General features: G+C 42.0%; 9 protein-coding genes. 5 read left to right on the forward strand and 4 right to left on the reverse strand.

The features are described from left to right. Positions 1-40 precede the first annotated feature (40 nt). From NSQ99_RS03980 to NSQ99_RS03990, 3 genes are all read left to right on the forward strand, one after another. Complete coding sequence (locus tag NSQ99_RS03980; RefSeq protein WP_340835212.1) at positions 41-1,771, forward strand: extracellular solute-binding protein; 1,731 nt, start codon at positions 41-43, stop codon at positions 1,769-1,771. Between the two features lie 77 nt (positions 1,772-1,848). Then, positions 1,849-2,739: an ABC transporter permease gene (locus NSQ99_RS03985; protein ID WP_340835215.1), complete on the forward strand. Its 891-nt coding sequence runs from the start codon at positions 1,849-1,851 to the stop codon at positions 2,737-2,739. Between the two features lie 15 nt (positions 2,740-2,754). Beyond that, positions 2,755-3,639, forward strand: coding sequence for a carbohydrate ABC transporter permease (locus NSQ99_RS03990; RefSeq protein ID WP_340835217.1), 885 nt, complete (start codon positions 2,755-2,757; stop codon positions 3,637-3,639). A gap of 126 nt (positions 3,640-3,765) precedes the next feature. On the opposite strand, the gene NSQ99_RS03995 is transcribed toward NSQ99_RS03990, so the two are convergent. The 4 genes from NSQ99_RS03995 to NSQ99_RS04010 form a co-directional block, all read right to left on the reverse strand. Continuing rightward, complete coding sequence (locus tag NSQ99_RS03995) at positions 3,766-5,814, reverse strand: beta-galactosidase (RefSeq protein ID WP_340835219.1); 2,049 nt, start codon at positions 5,812-5,814, stop codon at positions 3,766-3,768. A gap of 84 nt (positions 5,815-5,898) precedes the next feature. Further along, a complete protein-coding gene (locus tag NSQ99_RS04000) occupies positions 5,899-6,705 on the reverse strand; it encodes a carbohydrate ABC transporter permease (RefSeq protein WP_251666813.1) in 807 nt (268 codons plus the stop codon). Then, positions 6,705-7,580: a carbohydrate ABC transporter permease gene (locus NSQ99_RS04005; RefSeq protein WP_251666812.1), complete on the reverse strand. Its 876-nt coding sequence runs from the start codon at positions 7,578-7,580 to the stop codon at positions 6,705-6,707. The genes NSQ99_RS04000 and NSQ99_RS04005 overlap by 1 nt, the downstream gene beginning before the upstream one ends. A gap of 23 nt (positions 7,581-7,603) precedes the next feature. Continuing rightward, positions 7,604-8,920 (reverse strand): ABC transporter substrate-binding protein, encoded by a 1,317-nt coding sequence (locus tag NSQ99_RS04010; protein WP_340835222.1) that lies wholly within the window; start codon positions 8,918-8,920, stop codon positions 7,604-7,606. A gap of 257 nt (positions 8,921-9,177) precedes the next feature. Between NSQ99_RS04010 and NSQ99_RS04015 the strand changes: the two genes are divergently transcribed. Both NSQ99_RS04015 and NSQ99_RS04020 read left to right on the forward strand, forming a co-directional pair. After that, positions 9,178-10,719, forward strand: a complete 1,542-nt coding sequence (locus NSQ99_RS04015) for a response regulator transcription factor (RefSeq protein ID WP_340835224.1) — start codon at positions 9,178-9,180, stop codon at positions 10,717-10,719. Positions 10,720-10,723: 4 nt separating this feature from the next. Continuing rightward, a complete protein-coding gene (locus NSQ99_RS04020; RefSeq protein ID WP_340835226.1) occupies positions 10,724-12,472 on the forward strand; it encodes a sensor histidine kinase in 1,749 nt (582 codons plus the stop codon). Positions 12,473-12,487: the final 15 nt, after the last annotated feature.

A 12,487-nucleotide genomic window follows, 5' to 3' on the forward strand; every position in this document is an offset into this window, starting at 1 on the left:
GTGCTCGCCCATATTGATATGAATTGAAGGGGGAACTGGTATGGCTAAAAGGTTCATGTTAGTATCATTAGTTTTTATTTTATTGTTAAGTGCTTGCAGCAGTGGAGGAAACAATACTGAGAACGCAACTAGACATACTGATAATGGCAATAGCAGCACCAATGTTAGCGGTGAAAAAGAAGCAACGGAAGATGAAAGTAAGGAAAAAGCGGATCCATTTGGGAAATATGCTGAGACGATTACACTTAACTATGGAAAAGAAGTAGACCCTACAGATAAAAGCTTGCCTGAAGGAGACACCCCAGAAAACAACCAGTATTCACGTTATATTAAGGAAGTACTGAACATCGATACAAAGGTAACGTGGCAAGCGGCAAGCGGCACGAACTATGACCAAAAAGTAAATCTAGCTATCTCTAGTAATGACTTGCCGGATGCGTTGATCGTCAAGGATTCACAGCTTAGAGCGATGGTAAAAGCGGGTCAATTAGCAGATTTAACGGAAGCATTTGAAAGGTACGCTTCTCCATCTGTGAAAAAGTTTATGGAAAAGACGAATGGCGTATCACAAAAGTCCGTTACGTTTGACGGAAAAATGTATGCGATTCCAAGTATTCAGGTGCAATCTGATGGTGTACATCAGATGTGGATTCGTAAGGATTGGCTAGACAAGTTAGGATTAGAAGCGCCTAAAACGATAGAGGATCTTGAAAAGGTTGCTAGGGCGTTCGTAGAGCAAGATCCAGATGATAACGGTAAAGACGATACGATAGGGATTGCTGGTCAGCAAAACGGAGGCAGACTGTATGCAAACTTTCTAGAATCAACGAACAATACGTACGGACTTGACCCGATATTTGGAGCTTATCAATCGTATCCTGGCTTCTGGCTAAAGAATGAGTCTGGCGAAGCCGTCTATGGTTCAATACTTCCTGAAACGAAGGAAGCACTTGCTAAGCTTAGAGATATGTATGCTAACGGGCTAATTGATAGAGAACTTGGAATTCGTAAAAGTGCTTCCGAAACAGTGACGGACGGTAAAGCGGGTATATTTTTTGGTCCATGGTGGATGGGTTATGGTCCGCTTCCTGATGCAATAAAAAACAATCCAGGAGCAAACTGGCAGGCTTATCTTTTGCCGCTAGATGCAGATGGGGAATTTAATGCACATATGGGTGCACCTTCTACACTGTTTGTTGTTGTTCGTAAAGGCTATGAGCACCCAGAGGCTGTCATTAAGATGTTGAATTTACTCGTTCGCGATGAGTCTACCTTTGATATTTCAGTGCCCATTGGTCATTATCCGCTGCGTGTTCCGATGTCTTACACCGATGAAAGTGAATATTCGGCTCAAGCACTGAGAGAAGTGCTTGCAGGTACAAAAACCGCTGCAGACTTCACGGATCCAGGCTACAAGCTACTTGCAGCTGATATTGCAAACATTAAAAAGGTAAAGAAAGAGCCTTATGATAATTTGGATATTGAATATTGGGATCCGAAGGCTGACGAAGGTACCTGGAAGCGCGCGTATTCATTACTTGTAGGCTCCTCTAGCTTAACGCAAGATTATAACAAGATTTACAGCGTCCTATACTCCCAAACGAAAACAATGGAAAGTCGTTGGACGAATCTGAAAAAGCTCGAAGATGAAACCTTCCTCAAAATTATTATGGGTGCAGCGCCAATCGATGACTTTGACAAATTCGTAGAGGATTGGAAGAGGCAAGGAGGAGACATCATTACAAAAGAAGTTCAAGAGCATGTGAAATAATCTGATGATTCTATGCAGGGTGCAGGATGGATTGTTCTGCATCCTGCAAGCCGTATAGAGTGAAGGAGGAAAATAACATGCGAAACCAAAGCTTCACGAAGCACTACTATATTATGCTTCTCCCCGGCTTTATCTGGCTGTTGCTGATCAGTATCATCCCGATGTTTGGCATTGTGATCGCATTTCAGGATTTCAACCCCGGAAAAGGCTTTTTTCAATCAGAGTGGGTCGGATTAGATAACTTCGAGTATATGTTTGCACTAAATGATACACCTGTAATTTTCTTTAATACGGTATTTATTGCAGTTATGAAAATGATAGGGAACCTCATTGTTCCGTTAATATTTGCGATTATGCTAAATGAGCTTAGAATGTTGCTTGTTAAGCGCTGGATTCAGACCATCGTATACTTGCCTCACTTTTTATCTTGGGTAATCTTATCAGGGATATTGCTCGATGTATTCTCCTATACAGGCCCCATTAATACAGTGATGACGTTTATTGGGCTAGATCCTATTTTGTTTTTTGCTCGAGCTGATTTGTTTCCCTTTATTATTGTCGCGAGTGATGTTTGGAAGGAGTTTGGTTTTAATACCATTATCTACTTAGCCGCGTTAACGAGCATTAATCCATCACTTTATGAGGCTGCAGCAATTGATGGAGCTGCTCGTCTTCGTAGAATGTGGCATGTGACTTTACCGGGGCTACGGACGACGATTGTGCTGCTTGCGGTGCTAAGTCTGGGCAATGTATTAAATGCCGGCTTCGATCAAATCTTTAACCTCTACAATCCACTTGTTTACTCCACAGGAGATATTATCGATACATGGGTATATCGTGAAGGCTTGCTGAATATGCAGTATGGTCTTGCCACGGCAGTAGGTCTGTTAAAATCAGTCGTTAGCTTTATATTAATTATTGTGTCATATCAGTTAGCCTCAAGGTTTGCCAATTACCGTATATTCTAATAAAGGAGTGGGCTCATGCTAAGAGAAAACACATGGAGAGCGAAGCTATTCGACCTTACATTGTTAATCGTACTGCTTCTGATCGCATTCCTTTGTTTACTTCCACTATGGTATACGTTAGCCGTTTCACTTAGTGAGAAATCGGCAGCAGCAGCGGGACGAGTATGGCTCTGGCCGGTAGGCCTTAACTTTAATTCGTATAAACAGATTATGGGGGATGGCTCATTTTTTAATTCCTTTTGGATATCGATCCAGCGTGTCGTATTAGGTGCATCCGTAACCTTCTTTATTACGACCTTAATGGCCTATCCACTTTCAAGAAGTACGAAGGAATTTCGGATGCGGAATGTGTTTATGTGGATACTTGTATTCACGCTATTGTTTAACGGAGGTTTAATACCTTGGTATATGACGATCAAGGAGCTAGGCTTATACGATACCATATGGGGACTTGTGCTTGGGGGTGGTGTGCCCGTATTCAATGTTATCCTAATCGTTAACTTCTTCCGCAATCTCCCTAAGGAGCTCGATGAGGCTGCTCTTGTTGATGGTGCAGGGCCATGGCGAATGCTGCTCACTCTTTATATTCCCTTGGCTGTACCTGTACTTGCAACCGTTACGCTGTTTACCATCGTGTATCATTGGAATGAATTCTTTCATGGGCTGGTATTAACCTCTGGCCAGGAGAATTATCCATTACAGACGTTAATTCAACAGTTTGTCGTTGTCATTAATACTGCAAATATGACAGAGGATCAATATAAACGGATGAGCGAGCTCTCAAATCAAACATTAAATGCAGCGAAAATTTTTATTGCGATGGTTCCGGTGCTAATCATTTATCCGTTTTTACAGCGGTTTTTTATTCACGGCATTACGCTAGGCTCTGTGAAGGAATAGTCTTATTTCGATTAATGACAAAAAGCATAAATCGGAGAATCTCATTGTACAACAAAACAGCCAAAACCACGAAAGGTTTTGGCTGCCTGTTGAATAGCACACGCTTGTCACACAAGTGAAGCTATATTATTTATTAGTTGTTACGATAAGCATCTCATACGGTGCTAGCGTCCACTGCTCTTGGGTCAATTCTGGACGCGTACGCGCGATAACGCTATATGCTTCATCAAGCGCTGGAATCGGTGCTGCTGCATTGCTGAAGTTATGAATGAAGATGTACTTTGTAGATTCATCTTCACGACTAACCGCATAGACAGAGGAAGGAAGCTGTACAGGCAGAGCCGTTTCAAGTGTTAGCTTATGAGCTAGCTCACGGTAGAAATCATCATAGAAGCTATCTTCAAAATGGCTGCCGATATGATATGCTTCACCTTTAGCGAATGAGTTGCGCGTCAGCACTGCACGTCCTGCATAGAAGTCATCTTTGTACGTAACAATCGCTTCAGCACCCTGCAAATGAACAAGATCGCACAGCATTGTGCAGCTATAGCTGCCAGATAGTACACCTGTCGAAAGAGATTGCTGTACAACACCCGCATTGGATTCGTGGTCATACAAGCCGTCGATTTCTTCACTTACAAGTCCCAGCACATCCGTTAGCCCATGAGGAGCATCACCCATAAACATTAGGTCGTTCTCATTAATCATGCCTGTCCAATACGTCGTTACAAGCGTTCCGCCTGCTTCTACGAACTTACGCATTTTCTGTTCAAAGCCTGCGCGCAGCATGTACAGCATTGGTGCAACGACGATTTTGTAGCCGTCAAGCTCACATTCCATATCAATGAAATCAACGGAGATGCCTTGCTTCGTAAATGCACGGTAATGTGCTTGAACCTCTTCAATATAGCCCATGTTTTTGTTACGAGGGCCTTGAGAGTCTTCTACAGCCCATTTGTTCTCCCAATCGTATACGATGGCAACCTCTGAATGAGTGTTCGATGCAGCGATGTCAGGAAGGCGTGTAAGCAAGTCACCAAGCTGAGCAACCTCCTTAAACACACGTGTATCCGAGCGATCGTTATGAGATACGACAGCGCCGTGCAGCTTTTCGCTGGAGCCGCGGCTTTTTCTCCATTGGAAGTATTGCACGGAGTTAGAGCCGTGAGCGATTGCTTGCATCGAAGATAACAGGTGCATGCCCGGTTTTTTCAGCTTCGAGACACTTTGCCAGTTTGTGCTTGATGGTGTGCTTTCCATTAGCAGGAATGGCTGCTTCTTAATAGAACGCATTAGATCGTGCATCATCGCTGTATCTAAGCCGATAGCAAAGTCATCTGTTTTATGCCATGTTGGGTAGTTGTCCCAAGAAATAATATCTACATCATTTTTGAACTTAAAGTAGTTCAGACCATTGAAGTAATACATAAAGTTAGCTGTAATCGGCATATCCGTGTTATAAGGCTTCACTGCTGCAATTTCGTGATTCATGAAGTCTTGCGTTTGATCGGATACGAAACGCTTCCAGTCTAGGTTCATCCCATGAATCGCGTTTTCACCATGTGGCGCAGGAGATTCAACATCAGAGAAATCGTTGTACGTATGACTCCAGAACGTTGTCCACCATTGCATGTTCAACTCTTCGATCGTACCGTACTTTTCCTTAAGCCAGCCGCGGAAAGCCTCTTGGCAAAGGTCGCAATGGCACTCGCCGCCATACTCATTAGAGATATGCCATAGCTTAACACCAGGGTGCTTCGCATAACGCTCAGCAAGCTTAGCATTAATAATACCAATCTTCTCGCGATATACAGGAGAAGTGTAGCAATGATTGTGCCGTGCACCGAACAGGTTGCGCTGACGGTTAGGAGCTACGCGCAGCACCTCTGGATATTTTTTAGCGAGCCACATTGGTCTTGCACCAGAAGGTGTTGATAGAAATACAGATATACCGTTTTCATAAAGAGAGTTAATAATGTTGTCCATCCATTCGAAATCAAACACACCCTCTTGTGGTTCAAGCTTTGCCCAAGAGAACATGCCAATCGACATCACATTGCTGTTTGTTGCTTTCATATATTCAATATCTCTAGCTAGAATTGCTGGGTCATGCAGCCACTGCTCTGGATTGTAGTCTGCTCCATGTAATAAACGATCTGAGAATTGTAGTGTCATATTCCGATCTCCTCTACCTCATAATATTGGACAAGCCGTTCTTCAGTAGCGAAGGACGGCTTGTTTTAGGTTGTACAGAAAGAATTACTTTACAGAACCAAGCATCCCCTGAACAAATTGCTTTTGCAGCAAGAAGAAGATAAGGACTGTTGGCAATGTTGAAATAACAATTGCTACCATAATAATACCATAGTCTGGATTATAGGACGATGCAAGAGAAGACACAATAAGTGGCAATGTTTTCTTCTCAGGTGTTTGCAGTGCAATCAATGGCCATAGGAAGTTGTTCCAGTTTGCCATAAATGTAATGATCGCTGCAGCCGCATACGTTGGCTTCATCGTCGGCATATAGATGTGAGTGAACAGCTTCCACTCATTCAATCCATCAACTCGACCTGCTTGAAGCAGCTCACGAGGGAATGATTTTGTATTCTGTAAGAAGAAGAAAATCATGAACGCCGTCGTCGCTGTCGGAAGAATAACCGCCGCTGCTGAATTCAGCAAGCCCCATTGGCTAAACATCTTAAACAATGGAATCATAATTGCAGCAAATGGCATCATCATAGATAACAATAGAAAGCCGAATAGACGGTCTTTATTTTTTGAACGATAAACCTCGAAGCCGTAACCGGCTGCAGAACATAGCAGCAAGGTAAGGACTGTACCAATGACTGCGATAATTAGAGAGTTTACAAATGCATCCCCAATTGGGCTACCTTCAAACAAATTACTGATGTTAGCACCAAAGTTGGATCCAAAGCTGAAGCGTCCTTTTACAATATCACTGGACGTGTTCGTCATCCCCATGATCATCCAAAGGAAAGGAAATAACGACACGATAGAAGCAATAATTAGAAACAAATGTTTACCGATTGAAGCAATATGTCTCATTATTTCTTTTCACCTCCGATTTTCATTTGGATGAATGCAAGAACCGCTACAATAATAACGATCGCATAGGATACTGTTGCTGCATAACCGAAGTTAGGTGTATACATGAACGACAGGTTATAGATGTACTGAGAAATCGTCATCGTCGAGTTACCAGGTCCACCGTTCGTAATGTTTACGACCTCATCGAACAATTGAAGTGTACCGTTCGTTGAGATAATTGCTGTAAACAAGATGATCGGTTTAACCATTGGAATCGTAATCGAGAAGAACTGACGAAACTTAGAAGCACCATCAATCGATGCAGCTTCATAAACACTTGGATCAATGTTTTGCATTGCGGATAGATAGAAAATCATATTATAGCCTGTCCAGCGCCATGTAATTGCCGCAATTATTACAACACGAGCCCAGACGGGATCCATGAGCCATGCAATAGGTTCGTTAATAATATGCATATTCATAAGCAGTTTATTGAAAATTCCATCAACTGCAAACATACTTTTGAAAAGTATGGAGTAAGAAACAAGAGATGTTACACATGGTAAAAAGATTGCTGTACGATAAAAGCCTTTAAACTTCAAATTAGGTTGGTTAAGCAAGTGGGCAATAATTAAGCCCAAGAAAAGCATAATTGGAACTTGAACAATAAGGTAAAGAATTGTGTTGTACAATGCTTGTCTGAACATAGGGTCAGACAGAAGTCTTGAATAGTTGCCTAGTCCAACGAATTCAGATACATTACCTTTTCCAGATTCAAAGCTCAGGATAAAGGACTGAATCATTGGATAGAAGCTGAATAGTAGAATTAATGCGGATGGCAGTAGTACAAACTGCCATCCGATTAGAGAGGATTTATTTAACTTGCCTCCCATTTTATCACCTGCTAACGATTAGATTATTGTACCTGTTGTTCAAATAGCTGTTGAATGTTAGCAAGACTTTTTTGAAGATCTGCACCATTCAAAATGCTTGGAAGCTCATTTTTCAAAGCATCCTTCGCTTCTTGCGTGTACATACCTAGAGAAATACCAGGTACTTTTGTAGACCATTCTGTAAAGTCAGCATAGATTGCTTGGTTACCGAAGAATTCAGATGTTTGTTGGTATGCTTCACTAGAGAATGAAGGGATATAAGAACCAACACCACCAGCTTCAGTTAGGAAACGCTCATAGAATTCGCTGCTGCCGCCGATTGTAGCGCCAAGGAATTCCATTGCAAGCTCTTTGTTTGCAGATTTATCAAGAACGAACCAGCTAGAACCACCTTCGTTAGAAGCGTTCACGCCGCCTTCAATGTCAAGACGTGGTGTAGGCGCTACAGCCCATTTACCGCTTTGGTCTGCTGCATCCATGATAGACGCGATTTGCCATACGCCAGATACTACAGTTGCTACGTCACCAGAGTTAAAGCTACCTACGAATTCACTCCAGCCAGTTACTGGCTTAGCAATACCTGAATCAGAAATTGCTTTGTAAACACGAAGTGTTTCAGTCATAGCAGGGTTGTCAACAAAGTTACCTTTGTTTTCAGGAGTGATGTACCAGCTGCCAGCAGATTGAAGCAATACAGAAGTTAGTGCCTCATCGTTAGGGTTGATTGTAGACATGTATTTACCAGTTTTTTCTTTAACAACTTTACCGATCTCGATGTACTCATCCCAAGTGATATTTTCTAGATCTTCAGCTGAGAATCCAGCTTCTGACAAAATATCTGTACGGTAGAACAAGCCAGTTACACCGATATCGAATGGAATACCGTAAATTTTGTTATCTACAGTAAGAGCGTCAACTTTGTATTGAGAAAATTGGCTGTAATCTACAGAGCTATCTGTGAAATCAGCGAATGTTCCTGGGTAGGAGTTAACATATTTTTGGATGTTAGGATCATTAACCAAAATAATATCCGGTAGACCTTCAGTAACACCTGCAGCCAAGTTTGTGTTTAGCTTTTGCTCAAGGTCAGTTTTTGACATATCCACAACTTCAATTTCGAAATCAGGATGTTCTTGCTTATAGATTTCAGCAGCAATATTTAGTGCTTTTCCGTTAAAGGATGGGTCCCATGCCCAAGCTACAACCTTTTTGCTGCCGCCTTCAGTTGAATCACCAGTAGTGTTGCCTGCGTTGTTGTTTGTGTCATTACTTCCGCAAGCAGCTAAAGTTGAAGCCATTAGACCAGCGACTAGTAATGATGAAAGTGCTTTCTTCTTCAATCGTTACAACCCCTATCTTTTTTTGTTTTTGTGTACATTCTCATTCTAAAGAAAACAAAACAAGCTGTATAATAACTATTTTGTCCTTTCGTGCTACAAATTATAGAAGGATGAAATCGCTTAATTTTTTACTAGTACTAATTTTGTATTGTAGTAAAAAATTTGGATAACATGTTTTGGTAAAGCTAAAGAGTGTACTTGCTCCCCAAAATGAATTATGTTAAAGGGAAGAATTATCGAAAAAAGAGGGTGACAGCATGACAGCATATCGTGTAATGATTGTTGATGATGAGGCGATATTTCGGACGGGCCTTACACATTTACATGATTGGGCGAAGGATGGAATTGAAATCGTGGCACAGGCTGCGAATGGAGCAGAAGCGCTAGAGCTTATGGAGCTAGTTCAGCCTCATGTTGTAATTACAGATATTATGATGCCCATTATGGACGGAATTGATCTTGTTAAAAATGTAAGAAAAAAATACCCTGACATTAAGATGATCATATTAAGCAGCTATAGTGAGTTTGAGTTAGTACGAGAGGTGTTCAAGTACGGAGTAGATGATTATTTACTAAAGCCGAAGGTCACTGTGGAGGAGCTCGTTACATTAATACATAGCTCCTGTGAGACTTCACAGCTGAAGCGTGAATATTCAGCGCCGCTTCTTAAAGAACCTTCTATTATAATAAGTCAGTGGTTTGAGCAGGAGGAGCTGGCGCTTAGTGATCGGCATGATCTGCTGTCGCAGCTGCCAAAGCAGCAGTTCAGCTTGCTTGTGACAAGTATTGCGATGCTGCAAAGCTTAACAAATACCAGTCAGTACGAGCTTGAGCAGTATATACTTCAGCAATGCTATGAGCATTTTTCTAAGGTGACACATATGGCGGTGTTCACCAAGCATGATGTGTCTGTTGTGCTGAACTACGATATAGATGAGGAGCCAATGCTAAAGCCGCAGCTGGTTGCCTTCATTAAAGCAGTGAATGAAAAGTATGATACGTTGAAATTTGTTCATTCCAATAGCATGGACAGCCTTGATGAGCTGCAAGCAAAATATATGAGACTCAAGCAGCTGATGACGAAGGCGATTTATTTCAATAATCGAAGCTTAATTCTCGAAAACGAAATAAAGCTGGAGCATACAGATGTATCCTTTGACCATGATGGATTTGTAAATGCAATCAAATGGTTCACCTTCAACCAGGCAAGAGAGCAGCTGACGAGCTATTTTTCAGATTTAAGTGAGGTACAAGGCTTAGATGAATATTCGCTTAAACGTTTTATTCAGCATATCATCTATACGATTATGAGTGCGCTGGAGCATTTGCATTTACCATTTACCGAGCAGAGCACAGAAAAGCTAAAGTGGTTTAAGCGAATTGATCAAGCGATCGTTGTTAACGAGCTTCAGAACATTATCGGAGAATTTATTGATATGGTTGAGCAGCAGGTGAACGAGCGTAATGATCAAGGCGAGATGAATACGCTCAACCAAATTATTGATTTTATTCATGAGCATTACCAGCAGGATATTTCTCTAGCCGAGCTGGCGGAAACCTTTCATATGAATTACAGCTACTTGTCCTGGTACTTTAAACAGCGAACGAATGAAAATTTAACGGCTTATATTAATAAAGTGCGGATCGAAAAGGCGAAGGAGCTTTTAAAGTATACCGATGACACGATCTCTCAAATCAGCTCAAAGATTGGATTCTCTGAGCATAATTATTTTTCCAAGGTATTCAAAAAATTCGTTGGAATGACACCGGTCGAATATCGTCACCAACAGCAAAGGTGAGGCTATGTTTAAACGCAACAGTATCTTTATGAAGTTTTTCCTTGTCGTGCTTGCAGCGACGCTTGTTGCTTCTGTCCTATTAACGCTCGCAGCTTCTCAAATCTCTGAGCGAATACTGTTAAATCAGACGACACAGAACGCTAAAATGAATTTACAGCTGGTTAGAGCTGAGCTGCTAAAATACAATGAGCAGATCGTCAATACGATGGTGCAGATTAATGTGAGTGATGCGTTTAAGCAGTATTTAACGAAGCCTGCTGATTCAACGCTTGAGCAGCTCAATATTGTGATGAATTTGGGCAACTACATCGATACGTACAAAGATTTTCTCAGTCCAGATAATACGCATTTTATTGTGGCAGGAGTAGGGCGCAACGAGAATCGAAATTATTCGAGCAATGCTTTGAAATGGGACAAGGTTCCGCCCAATATTATTGAAAACTTTATGATCGAGGACGGCCTAGTTGCACAAAAGGTGATGTATCACGGCAGTCAGCATATCTTTAACGAGACGGTGCCTTACGATCACTATATATTCGCAACGAAGCCGCTTATGGATCGGCGCACGATGTATGGGTATGCGATTGTTATTATGGATGAAGCGACGATCTATGAGCGATATAATGCATATGTGACGCCCGGCTCGATGATCTCGCTTGTTTCCTCTGATGGCGCGATCCTATCAAGCAGTAACCGCCAATTAACGAGCACGCAGGATGCTAATTTGCTGGAGCATGCAGTGATTGCTGATAACGAGCAATACTTTGGGATGAAGTCTAAGGCAGGCTATACGTATCTATCATTGTACATTCCGGAATATGATGCTTACTTACTACAGGAAATCGACCAAAACGTTGCTTTCGCTGCTTTAAAGAATATTGGCTATCGGATGGTACAGTTCGTACTTGCCCTTAGTGTCGTCGTTATGTTCGTCGTATATTTCATCACTAAACGGATCACGAAGCCGCTCTATGAGCTCGTTGATACGATGCAGTCTGCGCGGGCTGATTCATTGCAGCCGCATCCGCTGCAGGAGAAGACAAGCTATGAGATTAAGGCAGTAACGAAGACATACAATCATCTCATTAAAGAAATCGATAATTATACGAAGCAGGTCATGCATGAGCAGACAGAACGGCGCAAGGCAGATCTAAGCGTGCTGCAAATGCAAATTAATCCGCATTTCCTATACAATACCTTGACCTCGATAAAATATTTAGCGAAAATGAACCGGATTGATGATGTAGATCGTACGATTACTAGCTTAAGCACGATGCTGCAAAACTCAATCGGCACGACGGAGGATGTCATCACGGTTCAGCATGAGATTGAAAACCTGAAGCACTATGTGTACATTAATCAAATTCGCTATGGGGATCAGATACAGGTGCATTTTGAGGTACAGCGTGAGTGCCAACAGCTGTTAGTGCCGAAGCTTATTATTCAGCCATTTGTAGAGAATGCATTCTTTCATGCTTTTCCTGGAGCGAAGAAAGGTAATATTTATGTGTTTGTAAGACAGAACGAGCAGCGTTTGCTGATCGAGGTGCTTGATGATGGTGTAGGAGCAGAGGCTGCGGCACAATACATGAAGAAACGACCCGTGTCAGGCATTGGTGTTGAGAACGTCCACCATCGCATTGTTCTCCTTTACGGACCGAAATATGGGGTGACGATGAACAGCAGCAGCGAGTACGGTACAGCAGTAAAAATAAGTTTGCCGATCCTTCAAAATATTAGCATCGAACCTTAGCGAGTTTTGCTGTAT

Source organism: Paenibacillus sp. FSL W7-1287 (assembly GCF_038004245.1).
Lineage (GTDB): Bacteria > Bacillota > Bacilli > Paenibacillales > Paenibacillaceae > Pristimantibacillus > Pristimantibacillus camelliae.

Bases quoted from the DNA above. Each gene is read 5' to 3' on its own strand.
- NSQ99_RS04015 (WP_340835224.1), top strand. From the start codon at position 9,178: ATGACAGCATATCGTGTAATGATTGTTGATGATGAGGCGATATTTCGG.
- NSQ99_RS03995 (WP_340835219.1), bottom strand. From the start codon at position 5,814: ATGACACTACAATTCTCAGATCGTTTATTACATGGAGCAGACTACAAT.
- NSQ99_RS04000 (WP_251666813.1), bottom strand. From the start codon at position 6,705: ATGAGACATATTGCTTCAATCGGTAAACATTTGTTTCTAATTATTGCT.
- NSQ99_RS03990 (WP_340835217.1), top strand. From the start codon at position 2,755: ATGCTAAGAGAAAACACATGGAGAGCGAAGCTATTCGACCTTACATTG.
- NSQ99_RS04005 (WP_251666812.1), bottom strand. From the start codon at position 7,580: ATGGGAGGCAAGTTAAATAAATCCTCTCTAATCGGATGGCAGTTTGTA.
- NSQ99_RS04020 (WP_340835226.1), top strand. From the start codon at position 10,724: ATGTTTAAACGCAACAGTATCTTTATGAAGTTTTTCCTTGTCGTGCTT.
- NSQ99_RS03985 (WP_340835215.1), top strand. From the start codon at position 1,849: ATGCGAAACCAAAGCTTCACGAAGCACTACTATATTATGCTTCTCCCC.
- NSQ99_RS03980 (WP_340835212.1), top strand. From the start codon at position 41: ATGGCTAAAAGGTTCATGTTAGTATCATTAGTTTTTATTTTATTGTTA.